Source organism: Corynebacterium bovis DSM 20582 = CIP 54.80, from assembly GCF_030408615.1.
GTDB lineage: Bacteria > Actinomycetota > Actinomycetes > Mycobacteriales > Mycobacteriaceae > Corynebacterium > Corynebacterium bovis.
Window position 1 is genome coordinate 21,991 of the sequence record NZ_CP047187.1, and the last position, 20,788, is coordinate 42,778.

The 20,788-nt window shown below is 74.2% G+C and carries 15 protein-coding genes and 1 tRNA gene; 4 read left to right on the top strand and 12 right to left on the bottom strand.

Translation table 11 applies throughout. From position 1 onward, the window contains the following. The first annotated feature begins 157 nt into the window (after positions 1-157). Positions 158-685 (top strand): peptidylprolyl isomerase, encoded by a 528-nt coding sequence (locus tag CBOVI_RS00100; RefSeq protein WP_010271474.1) that lies wholly within the window; start codon positions 158-160, stop codon positions 683-685. 6 nt (positions 686-691) lie between these two features. Next, on the top strand, positions 692-1,288 hold the full coding sequence (locus CBOVI_RS00105) for a rhomboid family intramembrane serine protease (RefSeq protein WP_010271472.1): 597 nt from the start codon (positions 692-694) through the stop codon (positions 1,286-1,288). 101 nt (positions 1,289-1,389) lie between these two features. On the opposite strand, the gene crgA is transcribed toward CBOVI_RS00105, so the two are convergent. Continuing rightward, a complete protein-coding gene (gene crgA, locus CBOVI_RS00110; RefSeq protein ID WP_010271470.1) occupies positions 1,390-1,686 on the bottom strand; it encodes a cell division protein CrgA in 297 nt (98 codons plus the stop codon). A 260-nt stretch (positions 1,687-1,946) separates the two neighbouring features. Between crgA and CBOVI_RS00115 the strand changes: the two genes are divergently transcribed. Continuing rightward, positions 1,947-2,615: an aminodeoxychorismate/anthranilate synthase component II gene (locus tag CBOVI_RS00115; RefSeq protein WP_010271468.1), complete on the top strand. Its 669-nt coding sequence runs from the start codon at positions 1,947-1,949 to the stop codon at positions 2,613-2,615. Between the two features lie 72 nt (positions 2,616-2,687). Here the strand turns inward: CBOVI_RS00115 and CBOVI_RS00120 are convergent, their stop codons facing one another. The 10 genes from CBOVI_RS00120 to CBOVI_RS00165 all read right to left on the bottom strand — a co-directional run bounded on the left by CBOVI_RS00120 (position 2,688) and on the right by CBOVI_RS00165 (position 18,075). Beyond that, positions 2,688-4,847 (bottom strand): ATP-binding cassette domain-containing protein, encoded by a 2,160-nt coding sequence (locus CBOVI_RS00120; protein WP_198485033.1) that lies wholly within the window; start codon positions 4,845-4,847, stop codon positions 2,688-2,690. Positions 4,848-4,981: 134 nt separating this feature from the next. Next, entirely contained in the window at positions 4,982-5,659 is a 678-nt protein-coding gene (locus CBOVI_RS00125; protein WP_043362293.1) for a response regulator, read from the bottom strand. After that, the gene (locus CBOVI_RS00130) at positions 5,656-6,918 is read right to left on the bottom strand and encodes a sensor histidine kinase (RefSeq protein ID WP_010271462.1); all 1,263 of its coding nucleotides are present in this window, start codon (positions 6,916-6,918) and stop codon (positions 5,656-5,658) included. Before CBOVI_RS00130 ends, CBOVI_RS00125 begins: the two co-directional genes overlap by 4 nt. A gap of 28 nt (positions 6,919-6,946) precedes the next feature. After that, positions 6,947-9,061, bottom strand: a complete 2,115-nt coding sequence (gene pknB, locus CBOVI_RS00135; RefSeq protein ID WP_276330664.1) for a Stk1 family PASTA domain-containing Ser/Thr kinase — start codon at positions 9,059-9,061, stop codon at positions 6,947-6,949. Positions 9,062-9,160: 99 nt separating this feature from the next. Then, a complete protein-coding gene (locus CBOVI_RS00140) occupies positions 9,161-11,113 on the bottom strand; it encodes a serine/threonine-protein kinase (protein ID WP_232625737.1) in 1,953 nt (650 codons plus the stop codon). Positions 11,114-11,174: 61 nt separating this feature from the next. Further along, positions 11,175-12,629 carry a penicillin-binding transpeptidase domain-containing protein gene (locus CBOVI_RS00145; RefSeq protein WP_010273836.1) on the bottom strand — a complete coding sequence of 485 codons (1,455 nt, stop codon included), beginning with the start codon at positions 12,627-12,629 and terminating at the stop codon, positions 11,175-11,177. Next, complete coding sequence (locus CBOVI_RS00150) at positions 12,626-14,044, bottom strand: FtsW/RodA/SpoVE family cell cycle protein (RefSeq protein ID WP_010273834.1); 1,419 nt, start codon at positions 14,042-14,044, stop codon at positions 12,626-12,628. Before CBOVI_RS00150 ends, CBOVI_RS00145 begins: the two co-directional genes overlap by 4 nt. 13 nt (positions 14,045-14,057) lie before the next feature. Continuing rightward, positions 14,058-15,992 (bottom strand): PP2C family protein-serine/threonine phosphatase, encoded by a 1,935-nt coding sequence (locus CBOVI_RS00155; RefSeq protein ID WP_198485036.1) that lies wholly within the window; start codon positions 15,990-15,992, stop codon positions 14,058-14,060. Then, positions 15,989-16,501: an FHA domain-containing protein FhaB/FipA gene (locus tag CBOVI_RS00160; RefSeq protein ID WP_125187242.1), complete on the bottom strand. Its 513-nt coding sequence runs from the start codon at positions 16,499-16,501 to the stop codon at positions 15,989-15,991. Before CBOVI_RS00160 ends, CBOVI_RS00155 begins: the two co-directional genes overlap by 4 nt. Before the next feature lie 245 nt (positions 16,502-16,746). After that, entirely contained in the window at positions 16,747-18,075 is a 1,329-nt protein-coding gene (locus CBOVI_RS00165) for an FHA domain-containing protein (protein ID WP_183273678.1), read from the bottom strand. A 744-nt stretch (positions 18,076-18,819) separates the two neighbouring features. On the opposite strand from CBOVI_RS00165, the gene CBOVI_RS00170 reads away from it, so the two are divergent. Then, positions 18,820-18,903 (top strand) — tRNA-Leu (locus tag CBOVI_RS00170). A 186-nt stretch (positions 18,904-19,089) separates the two neighbouring features. Here the strand turns inward: CBOVI_RS00170 and CBOVI_RS00175 are convergent. After that, a complete protein-coding gene (locus CBOVI_RS00175) occupies positions 19,090-20,670 on the bottom strand; it encodes an MFS transporter (RefSeq protein ID WP_010270887.1) in 1,581 nt (526 codons plus the stop codon). Between the last annotated feature and the right edge of the window lie 118 nt (positions 20,671-20,788).

A 20,788-nucleotide genomic window follows, 5' to 3' on the forward strand; every position in this document is an offset into this window, starting at 1 on the left:
TCCTCGTTGGGTGTCGGTTCGTGCAGGTGGTGTGCGGCACACCGCGGGCGCGCCCGTCCGGTTGTCGGGTGGCGCGCGTCCAGGGTGCCGACGGTCCTTCCGCAATAGTATCCACAGACGGCGCATCGTGTCCGGGGCGTGTCGTACACTCGAGCGCGTGACTATTCAGAAGACAGCGACAGCGACCCTCCACACCAACCACGGGGACATCGTCCTCGACCTCTACGGGGACCAGGCCCCCAAGACCGTGAAGAACTTCATCGGTCTCGCCGAGGGCACCGCGGACTACTCCCAGCCGAACGCCTCCGGCACTCAGGAGGGCCCGTTCTACGACGGCTCGATCTTCCACCGCATCATCGACGGGTTCATGATCCAGGGCGGCGACCCGACCGGCACCGGCACCGGCGGCCCGGGCTACCGCTTCGAGGACGAGTTCCACCCGGACCTCCAGTTCGACCGCCCGTTCCTCCTCGCCATGGCGAACGCCGGCCCGGGCACCAACGGCTCCCAGTTCTTCATCACGGTCACGCCGACGCCGCACCTCAACAACCACCACACGATCTTCGGTGAGGTCACGGACAAGGACTCCCAGAAGGTCGTCGCGAAGATCTCCCGCGTCGCCACCGCCCGGGGCGACCGGCCGACGGACGACGTCGTCATCGAGTCCGTCGACATCGCCTCCTAGGCCCCCGTGGACCGCATCCGCCACTGGGTGTCCGGGGCACCCGCGACGTCGGTGTTCATCATCGCGTGCGTCGTGGTGTACCTCGTCACGGCCGCGCAGTCCGGCAGTCTCACGGCCCCGGCCGCGGGGAGCCCGCTGGCGTGGGACCTCGTCGTCACCCGCCCGTCCGTCGAGGCCGGGGGGTGGTGGCGGTTGGCGACGAGCGCGCTCGTCCACCTCGGCGTCACCCACATCGTGCTCAACATGCTGCTCATCGGCCTCGTCGGACGGGACCTCGAGCGCAGCTACGGCAGTGTGGTCGTGGCCGTGGGGATGTTGCTCACCGCCGTCGGCGGGAGCGTCGGGTCCGTCCTCATGGACCCGTACACCGCGATGGGAGGGGCCTCGACCATCGGCTACGGCATGTTCGCCATGCTCGTCGCCCGGTCGGCGAGCCGGCGGGAGGACCTCCGCGGTCCCGTGACGCTCATCATCGTGAACCTCGTGTTCACGCTCGCGTCCCCCGGGGTCAGCCTGTGGGGTCACATCGGGGGGCTGGTCGTCGGCGCCGTCATCGGCGCGGTGCTCTACCTCGGGAGAGGTCGGCTGCTGCGGACACGCTGACGGCGTCGTCCCCCTCCCGACCTCGGGACGTGCGACCGGGGGCGGGCGTGCGACCCGGACCCCGCGGCGGGCCGGGGCGTGCGGGGGCTACGTGGTGGGGGCTACTTCCAGCCCATCGACATGAGCAGGCCGATGATGAACAGGCCGAACCCGATGAGGTAGTTCCACGCGCCGAGCTCGGTGAAGAACCCGATCTTGTCCCCGACGATGTAGTTCACGACGAGCCACGCCAGGCCGAGCAGCATGAGCCCGAACATGAGGACGAGGTACCAGCGCGACGTCCCCGTCGAGTTCAGCTTGACCGGCGTCCGGCGATCCGGGCCGCCCTCCGAGGCGGCGGACGTCGAGGCGACGGAGGCGGCGTCGGCCTGGTTCGCGGTGATCTTGGACTTTGGCATGGAAGGGCCTCACTGACGTGTGGGTCCCGGAGCGCGTCCGGGGACGGTGATCGTGGAGGGCTCGGCCGGACCGCGGCGCGGCGCGGGTGCGGCCGACCCGGTTGTCGAGCGTCATCCTAGCAGGGGCGGCGGACAGCGACCGGGGACACCGGGTCGTCGCGGAGGGGGCGTGGCCGTGCGCGGGGCGGGGTGGCCGTGGGCGCAGGGCGGCGTGGCCGCGCAGGCGCGGTCGTCGCGGAGGGGGCCGTTAAGATGAGCCCATGCGCATCCTCGTCATCGACAACTACGACAGCTTCGTCTACAACCTGGTCCAGTACCTGGGCCAGCTCGGCGAGGAATGCACCGTCCTGCGCAACGACGCCCCCGAGCTCGGCGACCCCGCCGCCGGCCCGGACGGGCTCGCGCCGCTCATCGGACAGTTCGACGCCGTCCTCGTCTCCCCCGGGCCGAGCGAACCGACGCAGGCCGGGCGCACCCTCGACGTCATCGCCCACTGCGCCGCGCACCGCGTCCCGCTGCTCGGGGTGTGCCTGGGGCACCAGGCCCTCGGCCACTACTTCGGGGCGTCGGTCGTCAGGGCCGACGAACTCTTCCACGGCAAGACGTCCCCCGTCACCCACGACGGCACCGGCGTCCTGCGCGGAATCCCGTCCCCGTTCACCGTCACGCGGTACCACTCGCTGACCGTCGACCCGGCGACCGTGCCCGACGAGCTGCTGGTCACCGCGCACGTGGACTCCGGGATGATCATGGCGATGCGGCACCGGGACCTGCCGCTGCACAGCGTGCAGTTCCACCCGGAGTCCATCATGACGCAGTACGGGCACCGGCTCCTGGCGAACTGGCTCGGCGAGGCCGGGGCGACGATCGACGAGGCGCGGCTCAGCGCGCTCGAGGAGGCGCACGCCGCGACCGTGCCGGAGGTGTAGGCGGGGGGTCGCGGTGCCGGCCTGCCGGTCGCGGAGCGTGGGCCGGTCGACGGCCAGCCGGTCTGCGGACCGTCACGCCGTGACGTGACGGGACATGCGGGGACCCGTGACCGCGACGAGGACGGCGGCGACGATCCACGTCACGGCGGTGATCTCGTACCACCGTTCCGGGTGGGTGTGGACCACCCACACCCAGGCCCACGGGCCGGTGCGCCACCACAGGGCGTTCGCCGCGAGGGCACTGCCGCCGACGACGACGCCCCAGAGCAGCGCGAACAGCGGCACGATGAGCGCGGCCCCGGGGGATGCGACCGCACACACCATCGTCACCGCGAGAACGACGGCCACGACGCCCGGGGTGACGATCAGCTGGTAGGGCGTCGATCCGGCGATCACGCCGGCGACGAGGAGGGGCACCGTCGAGACCCCGAGAAGGACCCCGAACAGAACAGGGAAGAGCCGCCGGGCGCCCGGGCGGGTGACCAGGCCCCGCCAGGCGTCGCGGTGTGACTGCCACCCGGTGACGCCGACCACGCTCGACATCACCGGGACCGCGAGGAGCCCGTAGGCGGCAGCACCGGTCCCGGGGCCGTAGCGCTGGTGGACGAGAGCCAGCACGGCCCACATGCCCAGCGTGAGAACACCCCAGACCCGCCACGGCAGAGCCGGCGCGAGGGCACGCGGCACCGAGACGCGCGGGGGCGGGGTGTGCCGGACGGGGTCGACGGGGTGCGCGGCTGCGGTGTGCCGGGCGGGGTCGACGGGGCGTGTGGGCGCGGGGCGCGGGACCACCCGGGAGGGCCGGGGGACGGACACGCGCCCGGCGAGGACGACCGCCACGCAGAAGCACACCGCGCCGAGTGCCAGATGCGCCAGCGTCGGCGCGCCCGGCGAGAATCCGAGGACAGGCGAATCCGGGGCCGCGAGCAGGGAGTTCGCCTCCACGCCGAAGACCGGGAGCGTCGGACGCAGGAACCAGCAGAACGGGTTGAGGTACCAGCGGTCAGTGTCGACCCCGATGAAGGACAGGCCGACGACCGCCACGGACGCGAGCGGCGTCACGACCAGCGCGAGACCGCGGAACAGCTGCCACAGCAGCAGCCCCACCGCGTAGCCCCCCGCGAACACGAGCGTCTCCAGCGCGACGAAAGGCGGGGAGAATCCGGGCAGGATCACCGTGGCCAGCACGTGGCCGACCCCGGCGTACCCGGTGGCGACCGCGAGCCGCGCCGCGTGGGTGGCCCACACGGTCTGCGGTCGCCACAGCGTGCCGCCGGAGCGCAGTCGTCGCTCACGGTGCTCCGTGACGACCGCCGTGATCATCGCCAGGGGCATGACGAGACCCACAGCGTAGAAGTGCAGCGTCGCCAGACCGGTCGCGACACCACCCTGCCGGAGGGCGGCCGCGAGCAGGGCTGCGGCGACCACCACCACGGGCAGGGCCGTGGTGAAGGAGAGCCACGAGCGCAGGACCTCGACCCTGAGGTGCCTCATGCCGTCCCCCCCGTCACGGTCCGCCCCGCCGCCGTGCCCCCCGATGCCGGACACGTCGCCGTGACTCAGACGCAGGACGGCGTCCTCCAGGTTCTCACCGGGTCGCCCGCAGTCCGTGAGCGGACCGTCGTAGACCAGACGGCCGCCGGCGAGCACGCCGATGTCGTCCACCATCCGGCTGACCTCCCCGAGGTGGTGGGAGGAGAGGAGGACGACCGTCCCGGCGTCGGCCAGCCGACGGACGAGCACGCGGAGGTCCCGGATGCCCTGCGGGTCCAGGCCGTTCTGCGGTTCGTCGAGAATGAGGACCGCCGGGTCCGTGAGCAGCGCCATCGCCAGTGCCAGCCGGACCGTCATCCCGGTGGAGAAGGCGCCGGCGCGGGGGCCGCCGGGGTCGAGTCCGACCGTCCGCAGGACCGGGTCGATCCGTGCCGGGTCCGTGCCGGTGAGCAGGGTGTGGACCCGGAGGTTGCCGCGGGCGGTGAGCCGCGGGTAGAAGGCGGGACCGTTGATCGTGGCACCCACCTGGGCCGGATCGACGGGGCGGGCGCCGAACGTGATCTCGCCGGAGTGCGGGACCAGGCCCAGGATCGCCTGGAACAGGGTGGACTTGCCGGCGCCGTTGAGGCCGATGATCCCGTGCACGTGGCCGGGACGGAACCTGGTGCTGACGTCATGTAACACAGGTGTGCGGCCCCGGGTGACGGACACCGAGTCGAGGATGAGCTCTGCTGTCATGGGCCGGACCGTACGACGGGGCCCGGTGGGTGGACCTCCCCCCGGAGGAGGAGGCGGGTCGGATCTCCCCCTCAGGGAGGAGGACGGTGACACGCGGCACCGCGGGGGGGGGAGGGAGGCCCGGCGGGACGGGGTCAGGGAGGCGGTGTCCCGCGGAGGGGGCCGTCGGACCCCAACAACCCCCGCCGGGCCGCCCAGACGACCAGACCGACCCGGTCCCGTGACCCGGTCTTGCCCAGCAGGGCCTTGACGTGCGTCTTCACGGTACTTTCGGCGACGACGAGGCGATCAGCGATGTCCCGGTTCCCCATGCCCTCGCACACCAGAGCCAGGACCTCCGACTCCCGGGCGGTGAAGCCGGGGACCGTCGCCGGCGCAGCGGTCGTGGTGACGTGCCCGAGCACGGTCGGTGTGACCGCCGGGTCGAGGAACCCCTCGCCGGCGGCGATACGGTGCACAGCCGTGAGCAGCACCGTCGGGTCCGAGTCCTTGAGGAGGAACCCGCTCGCACCGGCCTCCACGGCCCCGAGCACCAGGCTCTCCTCCCGGAAGGTCGTGAGGACCAGGACGTTCGACGCGCGGGCGGCGCGGATCCCGCGGGTGGCGGCGATGCCGTCCATGACGGGCATCCGGATGTCCATGAGTGTCACCGCCGGGTGCAGACGCCCCGCCTCGCGGACGGCGGCGGCCCCGTCGGCGACCGTGCCCACGACCTCGATGTCCGGCTGGGCGGACAGCAGGGACGCGAACGCGGCGCGGATCATCGGCTGGTCCTCGGCGACGAGGACGCGGATGGTGCGGGTAGCTGTCATGGGCGCGGCTCCGGGGTGGGGCCGGGGGCGGGGTCCGCCGGGGCGTGCGGGGCCGGGACCACGACCGCGACGGTGAAGAGCCCGTCGACCTCCCCGGCGGTGAACCGGCCGCCGACGTCACGGACGCGGGCCGCCATGTTCGCCAGTCCCCGCGGCACCGGCGCTCCGGGGCGGGTCGCGGCCGGTCCGGCCGGGGTGGGGGATGCGGTGGCGGGCGAGACGGTGGCGGGCTCGCCCGGGTGGGCCCGGGAGGGGTCGACGCCGCGCTCCCCCCGCCGCGCCGGGTTGCGCGACTCGACCGTGAAGTGGTCCGGACGCACCCGCACCGCGAGTGAGCCGGTCCCGTCGCCGTGTTTCACCAGGTTCGTGGTCGTCTCCTGGGCGCAGCGCACCAACGCCAGGCGGATCGACAGCGGCCAGCGTGCCGCCGTCGACACCTCCTCCGGGGTGAGCCCGCGGACCCGGACCCCGCCGCCGGCCCGGGCGACGACCGCGTTGACCGTCGCGGGGTCCGCCGACACCGTGCCGTCGGCGAGGGCGTCGACGAGCGCGCGGACATCCGCGAGGGATTCGGCGGCGGTGTCCCGGATCTCCTCGAGAGCGCCACGCCGGTCATCCAGGTGGAGCGCCGTCTGGGCCCGGACCGTGATCGCGGTGAGCCCGTGGCCGACGACGTCGTGCAGTTCCCGCGAGAGTTCCGCGCGCTGGTCCTGCAGCTGCGCCGCCGCGCGGGCGGTGAGGCGTTCCTCGCCGGCGCGCAGGTGAGCGGCCCAGGCGTAGGCGACACCCGTGACGAGGACGGCGGGGACGCCGAAGAGCAGCACCCGGTCGGTGCTCGTCACCGGGCTGTCGGCCAGGTTCGGTGCTCCGAGGACCGCTGGATTCACCAGTGACCCCGCCAGCGCCAGCACGAGCCCGGCCGTACCCCACGCCGTCGAGGGGGCCCAGCGGGTGACCGCCCACAGGGACAGCGGGGCGGCCAGCAGGATCGGACTCACACCGAGGTTCACCGGGGACACGGTGAACAGCGTCCCGTAGGCGATGAACCCCACGGCCGTGACCAGGAACGACGCGACCGGGTGGATCCGCCGCCAGGCGATCGCGGCGACAATGACGACCTGGATCACGACCGCGGCGAGGTACCACCAGGTGAACCCGTCGTCCACGATCAGGGAGGCCTCGAGGAGAGGGCATGCGGCGAAGAGGACGGCCAGCGCGATGTCGGCCACCGGGACGGACCGGGACGGCGTGAGGATCATGGCTGCTGGCTTCCGCTGCCCGCGCACGCTACGGGAGCAGCGAGAACACGTTGACCCCGACGTCCACCCGCGTGTCCCGGGACACCGCCTGGCCCGCCGGGACGGACTGCTGCGTCACCTGGTCGACCCGCGAGATGTCCGGCGTCTTCACGTCGTGGCGGGTGAGCTGGTCGGGGGACGCCCGCCACCCGGCCCGCTGGAGGGCGGCGGCGACGTCGCTGTACCGCGTCCCGGTGAGGTCCGGCATGCGGAACTGGTTGCCGCGGGAGACCTCCAGCGTGACCGTCGAGCCCTTCGGCTGCTGGGCGCCCTCGCTGCTCGTCGAGAGCACGAGGTTCTCGGTCTCCAGCGAATCGACCATGTCGACCTCGACGACGAAGCCGGCGGACTCCAGGTTCTGCCGCGCGACGTCGAGCTGCTGGCCCGTCACCTGCGGCACCCGGACCTGCTGCGGCCCCGTCGAGACCGTGATGCCGACCTCCGTGCCCTTCGACACCTGGGACCCCTGCGCCGGGGACTGCTCGATGATCTGCCCGGCGGGCACCGAGTCGCTCGGCCGCTCCCGGACCGACGACTTCAACGTCAGCCCGGCGTCGGAGAGGAGGTTCCGGGCCACCTCGGTCGTCCGGCCGGTGAGGTCGGGCACCTCGGTGATCTCCTTGCCCGAGGAGAGCACGAGCGTCACGGCCGCGCCCTTCGGCAGCGACGACCGGGCCGCCGGCTCCGTGCCGATGGCGTGGTCCCGCACGACGGTCGCGTGCGGCTGCTCCGTCTCCCGGACGTCGAACCCGGCGTCGCGGAGCCGCGCGCGGGCGTCGTCCCGCGCGAGATTCGCCACGTCGGGCACCGCGACCTGCTGCGCCGGGGCGGACGCCTGCCGGCCGTCGCCGTCGTCCCCGCCGAACTGGTTCCACCCGACGAGGCCGACGACGCCGACGAGCGCGAGGACGACGACCGTCCACAGCGCCGCGACCCACGGCCGCCGACGCCGCCGCGCCGGCCCCGGCCCGTCCGCGGGGGCCACGTGCCGCGGTTCCGCGGGGACGCCGCCGGGGGCGGGGGCGTGCTGCGGCGCACGGGCGGCGTCGTACCCCTCCCCGGGACGGACCCCGGCAGGGTGACCGGCGGCGTGCCCGGCCGCGTACCCGGCCCCACCGGCGGCCCCGGCGGCGGCCCCGAACCCGGCGGCCCCGGCCCCGGCGCCCGCCCCACCGGCGTACCCGGGCGTGCCGGGCATGACCGTCGTCGCGGGGTCGTCCGAGTGCGTCGCCGCCGCGAGCGGCATCTGCCCGTCGGCGAGCCGGGTGAGGTCCGCGGCCATGTCCGCCGCGGAGTCGTACCGGTCCGCCGGGTCCTTCGACATCGCGGTGAGGACCACCGAGTCGAGCGCGAGGGCCCGCCGCTGGTCCAGCTGCATCCCCGGCACGTGCGACGGCAGCACCGGGTCGTCCTGCACGTGCTGGAAGGCGACGGAGAACGGCGACTCGCCTTCGAACGGCGGGCGGCCGGTGACGAGCTCGTAGAACACGCAGCCCGCGGCGTAGAGGTCGGAGCGGGCGTCCGCGGACTTGCCGCGCGCCTGCTCCGGCGAGAGGTACTGGGCGGTGCCGATGACCGCGGCGGTCTGCGTCATCGCCGACGACGAGTCGCTGAGCGCCCGGGCGATGCCGAAGTCCATGACCTTCACCGCGCCGGTGTTCGTGATCATGATGTTCGCGGGCTTGATGTCCCGGTGGATGATCCCGGCCTCGTGGCTGAACTGCAGCGCCTGGCACACCTGGGCCATGACGCGGGAGGCCTCGTCGAGGGGCATCGGCCCGGACTCCCGGACGATGTCCCGCAGCGTCTCGCCGTGGACGCGCTCCATGACGATGTACGGGACCGAGCCGTGCTCCGGGTCCGTCTGGCCGGTGTCGTACACGGCGACGATGGCGTGGTGGTTGAGCTTCGCCGCGTTCTGCGCCTCGCGGCGGAAGCGCTCGAGGAAGGTCGTGTCCCGGGCGAGGTCGGCGCGCATCATCTTCACCGCCACGTCACGGCCCAACAGTTCGTCCGTCGCGGCGTACACGTCGGACATCCCGCCCGTGCCGATGGTCGCGCCGAGGCGGTACCTGCCGCCGACGGTGGTGTCACTCAGATCCACGTCCCTGCCTCCTTCCGGTCCATCTCTTCCGTGTGTCCCGTCTGTCCCGCCGCCGCCGTCCGGGGCGCGCGGACCCCCTGTCATCCGGGGGTGATCCTCTTAGAGAGTAGTAAATCCTGCCCTCTGAATCGAAGCGTGGCCTGCACGGGCTCCGGTGGCGGCGGCCGCCTGCGTGGTGGTGCCCGTGTCCGTGCCGGTGGACCGCCCCGGGGGGTGGTTCCCGCCGGTGCCCTGCCCGGTCCCGGTCCCGGTGTCGCCGTGCCCGGGGGTCGAGGGGCCGCCGGGGTTCTCGGCCGCGCCGGTGCCCGTGCCCGGGGCGCCGCCGGTTCCCTGGCCCGTGCCACCGGTGCCGCCACCCTGGCCTGCGCCTCCCGTGCCGCCCTGGCCGGTCCCACCCTGGCCGGTGCCGCCGGTGCCACCCTGGCCTGTGCCGCCCTGGCCGGTGCCGGTGTCGCCGGTGCCCTGACCGGTGCCGCCGGTCCCGCCGGTGCCCTGGCCCGTGCCGCCGGTGCCGCCCTGGCCGGCGCCGCCGCGCCCGTCGGTGTCGTCCGTCCCGGTGCGGGACCCGCCCTGGCCGTCGCCGGTGGCGGGGGTCGTCGGCGACGCCGGGGTCGTCCCGCCGGGGCGCGGGGTGGTCGGGGTCGTGCGCGGAACCGTCTGCTGCGGGGTCGCCGGGTCGAGGGGGACGACGCCCCCACCGTCGCTGTCGGGGACCCGGTCCGGGGTGACCTCGGTGGTCACGGTGCGGGTCTCGGTGGCGGGCCGGTCGTCGGGCTCGTCACCGCCGCTCGCGAGGAGCACCCCGGCGCCGACGGCGGCGGCGACCGCCGCGAGGCCGAGCACGACCCAGGCGACCGTCGTCCCGCCGCGCCGGGAGCCCCGGCCCGCCGGGCGACCCGTGCCCCGACCGGCGCTCCCGGCGCCGGCCGCGCCGACGGCCTGCGGCGCCCGCCGGGAGCCCTGCCCGGCCCCGGCCCGGGTCCCGCGCGGGTCACGCCCCGGCAGGTCCGCGCGTGCCGCCGCGGCCGCGGACGTCCCCGCCGGCCCGGGCGCCGGGCCCATCTGCGTGATGTCGGTGACCGCGCCGAGCTGCTCGGTCGCGGGGGCCGGGTCGATGTCCGGCACGGCGCGGGGCCGCGGCGGCAGCTCGCCCCGGGAGACGAACACGGTGGCGGAGGCGAGCTCCGCGCCGTCGACGTAGCGCATCGCCGGGTTCTTCCGCAGGCACACGGCGATGAGCTCGCGCATCGGCGCGCTCACGGTGTCCGGCAGGGCGGGCGGGGCCTCGCTGATGTGCTTGATCGCCACGGAGACCGTCGAGTCCCCCGAGAACGGCCGGCGACCGCACAGCATCTCGTAGCCGACGACCCCGAGCGAGTACACGTCGCTCGCCGGGCCGACGTCGTTGCCCTGGGCCTGCTCCGGGGACACGTACTGGGCGGTGCCGACGACCATGCCCGTGCGGGTCAGCGGCACGGCGGACGCGGCCTTCGCGATGCCGAAGTCGGTGACCTTGACGCGGCCGTCGGGGGTGATGAGGAGGTTGCCGGGCTTGATGTCCCGGTGCACCATCCCGGACTCGTGGATCGCCTGGAGGCCGACGGCCGTCTGCGCGATGACGTCGAGCGCGAGGTTCTCCGGCAGGGTCCGCTCACGGGCGAGGACGTCCGCGAGGGACTCGCCGCGCACGTACTCCATGATGATGTGGCAGAACGTGCCGCCCTCCCCGTCGGGGGCCTCGCCGTAGTCGTAGGTCGCGACGACGTTCGGGGAGTGGATCGTCTCCGCCGCCTCGGCCTCCTGCCGGAAGCGGCTGAGGAACTCCTGGTTGTCCGTGTACTCGGACCGGAGGATCTTCACCGCGACGTCGCGGTCCTCCTGCCGGTCGTAGGCGAGCCACACGGTGGACATGCCGCCGCGGCCGATGACCCAGCTGAGGTCGTAGCGGTCGCCGAGGAGGCGTTGGGTCCGCGCGAGACCCGCGCGGTCGGGTGGGGTGCGGTCGGGGTCGCCGGACGGGTTGTCCGGCCGGTTCTGCGGATGCTCACTCATCGTGCGCCGTCCTCGGGTCCTCGTGTGGTGTGCGTGTGGGTCGACGGGGTCATGGCGACGGTCACCGGGCCTGCTTCACGGCGGCGTCGATGACGGCGCGGCCGATCGGGGCGGCGACGGACCCGCCGGTGGCCTCCTGCCCCCGGTCGCCGCCGTTCTCGACGAGCACGGCGACGGCGACGTCCGCCTCCTGCGACGGGCCGAAGGCCACGTACCAGGCGTGCGGGTTCGAGTCGCGGGAGTCCTCGCCGTGTTCGGCGGTGCCGGTCTTCGAGGCGATGTCCGTCCGGCCGCTGGAGTGCCGCTCCGCCCCGACCATGAGGTCGGTGAGCTGCGACGCCGTCCCCTCCGGGATGGCCTGCGTGACCTCCTTCGGCTGGGTCACCTCGAGCGGCGTGAGGTCCGGGCCGGTGACCTGCCGGATGAGGTGCGGTTCCATGCGCTTGCCCTTGTTCGCGATCGTCGCGGCGATGATCGCGTTCTGGAGCGGCGTGAGGGCGACGTCGCGCTGGCCGATCGCGGACTGCGCCAGGGCGGCGTCATCCGGGATCGGGCCGATCGTCGACGGCTGCACCGGCAGGCCGAGGGCGTCGGAGCCCTCCCCGATGCCGAAGCCGGCGGCGACGTCGCGGAACGGCTTGTCGCCGTGGCGGCCGACGAGGTCGACGAAGGCGGTGTTGCAGGACAGCTCGAAGGCGAGCCGGAGCGACGCCTCGGACCCGCTGCCGCACCGGGTGCCGTCGTAGTTCTCCAGCGTCGTCGCCGTGTCCGGGAGGGTGATCTGCGGCGCGGCGGTGAGCATGGTGTCCGCGGACTCGCCCTCGTTGAGCGCCGCGGCGGTCGTGATGAGCTTGAACGTCGACCCGGGCGGCTGGGTCTGCTGGGTCGCCCGGTTGAGCAGCGGGGCGGACGGGTCGTTCTGCAGGGCCGTGAAGGCCTCCGCCGCGGCCGCGCTGTCCGGCTGCGTGACGGACGCCGGGTTGAACGTCGGCGAGGACGCCATCGCCAGCACCTCCCCGGTCGACGGACGGAGGGCGACGACGGCCCCCGAGTAGCCGCGCGAGGTGAGCTGGTCGTAGGCGACCTGCTGGACCGACGGCTCGATCGTGAGGTCGACGTTCGCGCCCCGGACCTTCTTGCCCGTGACGGTGTCCCACACGCGGGTGGTGAAGAGGCTGTCGTCCGTCCCCATGAGGATCTCGTTCTGGCTGGCCTCGAGCCCGGCGGCGCCGAACTGGTCGGACAGGTAGCCGGTGACGGCCCCGTACACGGCCGGGTCGGTGGGGTACTCCCGCTCGTAGAGGCCGTCGTGGTCGGCGACGGACCGGGCGAGGACCTGGCCGCCGGTCGTGATCTGGCCGCGTTCGCGGGACTTCAGCTCGTAGAAGCGTCGCCCGTTGAGGGGGTTCTCCGCGAGGCTGTCGGTGCGGAACCCCTGGACCCACGTGAGGTTGACGCCGAGGATGACGACGAGCACGAAGGAGAAGACGGTGACGGCACGGATGGACCTGTTCACGGGGTGGTCCCCCTTCCGGGGTCGACGGCGGGCTGGTGGCCGGTCTCCGGCACGTACCCGGCCGCGGGGGCGTGCCCGGCCGCGGCGACGGCGGGGACGGCCGGGGACACCGGGGGCACCGGCGCGGCCCCGACCCCGGCCCCGACGACCGCCGGGCGGCGCGCGGAGTCCGAGATCCGGAGGAGGATCGCGAGGAGGATGTAGTTCGCCAGCAGCGACGAGCCGCCGTGGGACATGAAGGGCGTCGTGAGCCCCGTCATCGGGAGCATCGCCGAGATGCCGCCGCCGACGACGAAGACCTGGATGGCGATCGTGAGGGACAGCCCGGCGGCGACGAGCTTGCCGTAGGAGTCCCGCACCTGCATCGCCGCGGCGAACCCGCGGCTGACGAACACGACGAAGAGCATGAGCACGGCGAGCAGGCCGACGAGCCCGAGCTCCTCGCCGATCGCCGCGAGGATGTAGTCCGAGTGCGCGACCGGCACCATGTTCGGGTAGCCCTCGCCGAGCCCGGTGCCGGTGATGCCGCCGAAGGACAGGCCGAAGAGGGCCTGCGCCGGCTGGTACCCGGTGCCGTCGAAGTTCGCGACGGGGTCGATGAAGTTCGTGAACCGGTCCTGGATCTTGTCCGAGATCTGGAAGACGCCGTACGCGCCGACGGCGGCGAGGCCGATGCCGACGACGAGCCAGGACGCCCGCCCGGTCGCCATGTACAGCATGCCGAGGACCGTGCCGAAGAGCAGCAGCGCCGGGCCGAAGTCGTTCATCGCCGCCATGATGACGAGGGCCACGCCCCACACGACGAGGATCGGGCCGAGGTCGCGCAGACGCGGGAACTGGAGGCCGAGGACGTTGCGCCCGGCGACGGTGAACAGGCTGCGCTTGTTGACGAGCAGCGCGGCGAAGAACAGCAGGAGCATGATCTTCGAGAACTCGCCCGGCTGGATGGAGAACGGGCCGACCGAGATCCACACCTTCGCGTCCGCCGACGTCGACGACGGCCACACGATCGGCAGCGCGAGGAGCACGAGACCGGCGACGCCGAGGAGGTAGGAGTAGTTGTGCAGGCTGCGGTGGTCACGGAGGAAGACGGTGACGACGACCATCAGGGCGACGCCGACGACCGTCCACATGACCTGGCCGGACACCGGCGGGGAACTCTCCGACCCGAGGTTGAGCCGGTAGATCATCGTCAGGCCGACCGCGTTGAGCACCGCGACGACCGGCAGCATGATCTGGTCGGCGTAGGGCGCCCGCCAGCACAGGACGAGGTGGGCGACGGCGAAGATCGCGACGTACCCGCCGACGAGGCCGAGCATCCCGGTCGTCACCTCGTTGCCCTGCGAGATCTCGAGGGCGGCGAGGGCCACCGCGAGGACGACCGCCGAGAGCAGCAGCAGGCCGAGTTCGAGCATCCTGGCCTTCACGTCAGCTCACCTCCCGGCAGGACACGCCCGGGGTCGTGAGGTCCTCCGGGTCCGCGTCCCCGGTCCGCGGGGCCGCGGAGGGGGTGGCGGGTGCCGACGGGGCCGCCCCGGGGGTCGCGGGTGCCGACGTCGCGGCGGGCGCGCCGGGACGGTCTCCCCGGTCGCCGGCCGCGCCGGGGGCGGTGCGCTCGCGCGTGACGCACGCGGGCAGGGTCTGGCCGGCGAGGCGCTGGATCTGGCCCTGGACCGCGTCGAAGCTGTCCTGCGGCAGGCCCTCGAGGGTGCCCCGCGCCGCCGGGGTGAGGTCGCGCGTCGTGAAGCGGTGGCACGAGGAGTCCGACCCGGGGTCGAGCAGCCGCACCTGGGCGGTCGGCGTGAGGCAGACGTCCTTCGACCGGGAGTGGAGCGAGACGCCGAGCACGGACCCGGGGACGCCGTTGTCGACGACGATCCGGTCCCCGTCCGTCGTCACGTAGTAGGTGTCCCCGATGCGCTGGTAGGCGTACCACCCGCCCGCACCGGCGGCGACGAGGAGGACGACGACGACCGCGAGCGTGACCCACAGCCCGCGGCGGCGCGGCCGGGTCGCCCCGGTGTCACCGCCGGCGTGGAGGTCCGCGCCGTCGTGGCCGGCGGCGACGCCGGCACCGGCGACCGTCGCGTCCGCGCCCCGGGAGGCACCCCGGCGCCCGCGCCGGCCGGCGGGCCGGCGGGCGGGGCGACGGCGGCGGCCCGGGCGGGCGGCGGTCTGGCCGTCCGCGGGCTCGTCGGGCTGACCGGGGACGGTGCCGGCGGCACCGGCTGTCCCGGCCGCACCGGCGGCGCCGAGCGGGTGCGCGGCACCGGCGGCACCGCCGGCCGGGGTCGTGGCCGGGTCCGTGGCGGGGTCCGTCGCGGCCGCACCCGCGGCACCGGCGGCCGCCGCGCCACCCGGGGTGGCGTCCCCCGCGCCGGGCGCGGAGGCGGGGCCGGGGGTCCCGGCGGAGGACGGCGTCGTCCCCCCTCCGGGAGCGGGGGCGGACCCCGCGGCGGCCCCGGGGGTGAGCGTCGGGCCCGCACCGGAGGTGCTGTGGGCGCTCGTCCCGTGGCTCGCGTTCGCCGCGCGGGTGAGGACCCGGAAGCCGACCGCACGGCTCGCCGCCGTGTCCGGCCGGGGGATCTCCGGGGCGTCGAGGTTCACGGCCCCGCTGAGCACCGGGTCGGCGGGCAGGCCGGGCGTCGCGGCGTCGACGACGTCCGCGACGACGACCGTGACGTTGTCCGGCCCGCCGCCGCGCAGGGCGATCTCGATGAGCCGGCGGCTCACCTCCGCGGGGGTGCCCTGGTCGAGGATCTCCTTGATCGTGTCCCGGCTCACCGGGTCGGACAACCCGTCCGAGCACAGCAGGTACCGGTCGCCCTCCCGGGCCTCGCGGACGGAGAGCGTCGGCTCCACCGCCCGGCCGGTGAGGGCCTTGAGGATGAGCGAGCGCTGCGGGTGGGAGCTCACGTCCTCCGGGTCGAGCTTGCCGTCGTCGACGAGGGACTGGACGAACGTGTCGTCCTTCGTGATCTGGGTGAGCTCCCCGTCGCGGAGGAGGTACGCCCGCGAGTCGCCGACGTGGCAGAGGCCCAGCCGGTCGCCGTCGAAGAGCAGGGCGGTGAGCGTGCAGCCCATGCCCTCCTGCGACGGGTGCTCCTCGACGTAGGCGGCGATCGCCCGGTTGCCCTCGTCCGTCGCCTCCGCGAGGCGGGTGAGCAGGCGGGACCCCGGGGCGTCCTCCTCCAGGTGCGCGAGCGCGCTGATGAGCAGCTGGGAGGCGACCTCCCCGGCCGCGTGACCCCCCATGCCGTCCGCGAGGGCCAGCAGGCGCTGGCCGGCGAACGCGGAGTCCTCGTTGTTGGTGCGGACCAGCCCGACGTCGGAGGCGGCGGCGTAGTTGAGGGTCAGGGTCATGCTTCCATCCTCACGTGGGTCTGGCCGATGCGGATCTCCTGCCCGGCGCTGAGACTCTCCGGCTGGTCGATGCGGAGCCCGTCGAGGAAGGTCCCGTTGCGGGAGTCGAGGTCCTCGACGTACCAGCCCGACCCGGTGTTGCTGAGGCGGGCGTGGGACGCGGAGGCGAAGTCGTCCTCGACGACGAGGGTGCACGCCGCGGACCGGCCGATTGTGACCTCGCGGTAGCCCTCGAGGTCGAGGGTCGTCCCCGCGAGGGGTCCCGTGGTGAGCGTGAGCGACCGGGGGGCGGGGGCCCGCCGCAGACCACGTCCGAGGCGGGACCGCCCGGCCGGCTGACCTGCGGGGACGCCGCCGGCGGCGACGACCGGCGGGACCGGGTCGGCGGCCGCGCGGAGCCCGGAGGCCCGGTTCGCGTCCGCCCGGAGGGCGCGGAGGGTCATCCAGACGAAGAACCACAGCAACACCAGCAGGCCGATCTTGGCGAGCAGTAGCACAGTGGTCTGCATGGGCTCTCAACTCCTTGGATGGTCGGGGTGCGGCCGGGCGGGCCCCGACGGCGTGGGAGGACGCCCGGCCGACATCCGCGCGACGTGCCCGGATGGACAGGCCGAACAGGTGGTCCGTGCAGTTCCGCCCCGCGACGGCCGCGGAGCAGGTAGACGTGCCGTCGAGCCTATGTCATCGGAGAGGTCAATTCTAGACACCCCCCGCGGCCGCCCGGGCGGGGTGGGCCCGCCCGCCCCCGGCCCGGTCAGGAGAACCGGACCTCGATCTCGCTGTGGCCCATCGCGATGACGTCGCCGTCGGCGAGGAGCCAGTTGTCCACGGGGATCTCGTTGACGGTGGTGCCGTTCGTGGACTGCAGGTCGGTGAGCACGGCGTCGTACCCGTCCCACGTGATGTCCGCGTGCTGCCGGGACACACCCGTGTCGGGGATGCGCAGGTCGACGGCGTTCCCGCGGCCGACGAGGTTCGACCCGTGGCGCAGGACGAACGTGCGGTCCGAGCCGTCGCGCAGGTGTAGCGAGACCTGCGCCTCCGGGACGGCCGGGTCCCGGTCGGCGCCTTCGGCCCCGTCCTCCGCGTGGGCGCCGTGGCCGCGCCGGCCCGCGCCGCCGCTCACCGGGTCCGGCATGTTCGAGTGGGTGACGACCTCGGTGCCGGGGTAGCTGTGCGGGGTGTACGGCGGCTCGGTGGTCGTGTCGTCCGGGTTGACGTCCTCCGGGGTCCTGGCCTGCGGGTACGCGGTCTCGCCGGGGTGGGGGAGGGGGTCGGGCCGCTCCTGGGGTTCGGAGTCGCGCCGCGGCTCCGGCCAGCCGTCGGCGGGGGCGGCGGACCGGTCGTCCCGCCCGTCGCGGCTGAGCCCGGTGCCGTGTCCGGGGTTGACGACGCTGCCCAGCGCCGCGGAGGCCCCGGCCGCCCCGGCGACGTCCGCGGCCGACCCGTCGCGGGCCCCGCCGGTGTCCGGCCGCTGACCGGCGGCGTGGTCCGGCTCGTGCTCCGGGGAGGGGGCGTCGTACTCCTTCCCGGCGACGGAGCGCCGGGCCGGCCCCGCCCGGTGGGGCCACTCGACCTGGCCGTCGGCGGCCGGCGCGGGGTCCCAGTGGTCGGCACCGGCCCCACCCCCGGCGGCGTACCCGCCGGCGGCACCGTCGGCGCTGTCCGCGCTGTCCGCCCCGTCCGCGCCGCCGGGCGCGACCGGGCGGCGGAAGTGGGACACGGCCTTGAGCTGGCCGGTGTGCAGGGAGCTGTCCCGCACGATGTCGACGGCGACGACCTCGTCGGTGGTCCAGCCCTCGTTGCGGAGGAAGCGGGCGAGGCGGTCGCGCAGGGAGTCCGCGAGGTCCGGCCGGTCCTCGAGCAGCGTCGCGTGGTCGCGGTCGGAGACGTGCACCGAGTAGTACGAGGGGGCGAACAGGGTGCCGGCGGAGTCCTCCATGAGGGCGTCCTCCGCCTCCTGCTTGAGGAGTTCGTCGATCTCCGCGGGGACGACCTCGCCGCCGAAGACCCGCGCGAAGCCGTTGTCGAGGCCACGCTGGAGGGAACTGTCGAGTTTACGGAAACGCCCGAAGAGGTCCATGGGGGTGCCTTGCCTTTCTTCTCGGTTCCCGGGTGAGGCCGGGACTCTGCGGTCCGGTGCGCCTCCGCCGGGGTCTCCGACGGGAGGGACCGGGCGGGGCGGGCGCCTGCGGCGCGGGTCCGGTGCGCCGGGCCGGTGAGACCGGTCCGGTCACGCCTGACCGTGCGTTCTGCAGCGCAGGTGCGCCGATCTTTCCTGGTCACGGTGGGGTTCCGTCCGGTTGACGGTGCCACGGGCAGGGCGGGCGGGAGGGCGTGCGAGGTGGCTTCCGCGCATCCCCCGTGCGGTCCGGCCCTGAGGGTTGCGGACCATTATAGAGCCTGAACCAGCATAAAGAAGTCCCGGCGTGATCCCTGTGGATCCGCCGGGGCCTCGCGTGGGGCCGGCTGTGGGCCGCGTGTGCGCAGCGTGCGGGCCTGGTGAGGGGGCTGGTCCGGGTGCCGGTCCGGGTGCTGCGACGGGCCCGGTCGCGCGGGCCGGTCGGAGTCGGTCGGGGTCGCGGTCGGTGTCCGGGCCGGTGACGGCCGGTGTCCCGGGAGGGGTCCCGGGCCGCGCGCGGGGAGGGGGCGCGCAGGTGCGCCAGGGGGACGACGCCGTCCTCCGCCGCGGTGACGTGCACGTTTGGTCCGGTTCTGCGGGAGTGTTAGCATGGTCGGGCACTGCACACAGCGTGTGCGTGTAGCCGTGTGTGAGCGACGGCGTCCGCGGACCGCGGACGGCGGCGCACAGGACACGGAACGTCACGGGCGAGTGGCGGAATGGCAGACGCGCTGGCTTCAGGTGCCAGTGTCCCTTTGGGACGTGGGGGTTCAAGTCCCCCTTCGCCCACAGTGAGCGGCCGGGTGGCCGCCGGGAGAACCGGGTCGGGAATTCGAGAGAGTTCCCGGCCCGGTTTTCTCGTGTGCGCTCGTGGTGTGTGCTCGTCGTGTGCGCGCGCGGGGCGGCGCGCCGCCGGTGTGCGGTCGGGCAGTGCGGCGCGCGGCCGGCGCGCGCCAGGTCCGGCCGGCGCGTCCGTCAGCGCCCGTCGGCCCCCGCGACCGCGGTGGCCCCGGCGCTGCCCGCGTCGGACCCCGAACCGGACCCCTCACCGGTCCCGACCCCCGCACCGGTCCCGGCCTCCGGGGCCACGTACCGGTCCTTCGTCCGGATCGCGACGAGGCAGATCACCCCGCACACCACGGACACGACCGCGCCGGTGACGAGGATCGCGTCGAGCCCGGACATGAACGCCTCCGTCACCTCGCGGAGGCGGGGCTCCGGCAGGACGCCGCGCAGCACGTCGACGCGACCCGCCGTCGCGGCCTCCCGGACGGGGGCGGGGGCCCACGTCAGCGCGTCGACGTGGGCGGTGAGGATCGCGCCGAACACCGCGACGCCGGCGGCGGTGCCGAGGGGGAAGGCGCTGTTCGCGGCACCGGTCGCCGCGCCGGACCGGGACGCGGGCACGACGGCGACGGCGATGCCCATCATGTGGGGCATGGCCAGCCCCGCGCCGATGCCCGTGACGAGGAGCGGGCCGACCGCGGCGCGCCACGTCGAGTCCGGCCCGAGGGCGAGGGCCGCCCACAGGAGGCCGACGGCGGTGACGACCATCGCGACCCCCGTGACGATGTTGACCTTCCCCGTCTTCTCGAGGGCCGACGACGGCGCGGCGACGACGACCATCGGCATCGCGAGGGCGAGGAGGACCAGCCCGACGCCGACCGGGGAGAGCGCCTGGATGCCGGACAGCCAGAAGATGAGGTACGTGAGCAGGCCGAACGTCACGAGGCGGCCGGTGAAGGACAGGATGATCGCCGCGGTGAACGACGGCACGGCGAAGAGGCGGAGGTCGAGCAGGGCGTCCCCGCCGGCGCGCAGCTGGACGACGGCGAACACGGCGAGGAGGACGACGGCGACGGCGATCGCGCCGAGGACCCGCGGGTGCGTCCAGCCGTCCTCGGGGCCGGTGATGAGGGCGTAGTTCGCACCGAAGAGGCCGACGGCGACGAGCGCGGTGGAGACCCAGTCGCGCCCGGTGGACTGGCGTGGTGCGGTCGTCTTATTCGGGGCGACGATCCCCATGACGACGACGGCGATGAGGCTCACCGGGACGTTGACGGCGAAGATCCAGCGCCAGCCTCCGCCGCCGACGAGGAGCCCGCCGACGAGCGGGCCGAGGGCGGCCGCCGCCGCGCCCGCGGCCATGAAGGCGCCGACGGCGCGGGAGCGGGCGGCGTCGTCCCCCTCGTGCGTGTCGGCGATGAGGGGCATGCAGGTGCCGAAGACGAGGGTCGCGCCGACGGCCTGGCACACCCGGCCGGCGATGAGCGTGCCCGAGGACCCGGACAGCGCGCAGAGCAGGGACGATGCCGCGAAGATGAGGTGTCCGAGCATGAACAGGCGGTGGCGCGGCATGCGGTCGGACAGCGCGCCGACGCCGAGGAGGAGCGCGGCGAAGACGAGGACGTAGGCGTTGACGATCCACTGGGCGTCCTCGAGGCCGGCGGAGAACTCCCGGGTGATGTCCGGGAGGGCGATGGTGACGACGGTCATGTCGAGTGTCATGAGCGCCGCGGAGAGGGCGACGACGGCGGTGAGCCAACGGGGTTTCACGGGTGTCTCCTGACGGGCCGGCGGGGGTGGTCACCCCCGGATGTGAACGGTAATTATGATTGACAGGACTGTATCACTCCTGACAAAAAGAGTTCAGTCCGTCGAACTCTGTGTGCAG

Coding starts and splice junctions, on each gene's coding strand:
- CBOVI_RS00160 (WP_125187242.1), bottom strand. CDS start 16,501: ATGCAGACCACTGTGCTACTGCTCGCCAAGATCGGCCTGCTGGTGTTG.
- CBOVI_RS00150 (WP_010273834.1), bottom strand. CDS start 14,044: ATGCTCGAACTCGGCCTGCTGCTGCTCTCGGCGGTCGTCCTCGCGGTG.
- CBOVI_RS00130 (WP_010271462.1), bottom strand. CDS start 6,918: ATGATCCTCACGCCGTCCCGGTCCGTCCCGGTGGCCGACATCGCGCTG.
- CBOVI_RS00125 (WP_043362293.1), bottom strand. CDS start 5,659: ATGACAGCTACCCGCACCATCCGCGTCCTCGTCGCCGAGGACCAGCCG.
- CBOVI_RS00120 (WP_198485033.1), bottom strand. CDS start 4,847: ATGACAGCAGAGCTCATCCTCGACTCGGTGTCCGTCACCCGGGGCCGC.
- CBOVI_RS00115 (WP_010271468.1), top strand. CDS start 1,947: ATGCGCATCCTCGTCATCGACAACTACGACAGCTTCGTCTACAACCTG.
- CBOVI_RS00140 (WP_232625737.1), bottom strand. CDS start 11,113: ATGAGTGAGCATCCGCAGAACCGGCCGGACAACCCGTCCGGCGACCCC.
- crgA (WP_010271470.1), bottom strand. CDS start 1,686: ATGCCAAAGTCCAAGATCACCGCGAACCAGGCCGACGCCGCCTCCGTC.
- CBOVI_RS00155 (WP_198485036.1), bottom strand. CDS start 15,992: ATGACCCTGACCCTCAACTACGCCGCCGCCTCCGACGTCGGGCTGGTC.
- CBOVI_RS00165 (WP_183273678.1), bottom strand. CDS start 18,075: ATGGACCTCTTCGGGCGTTTCCGTAAACTCGACAGTTCCCTCCAGCGT.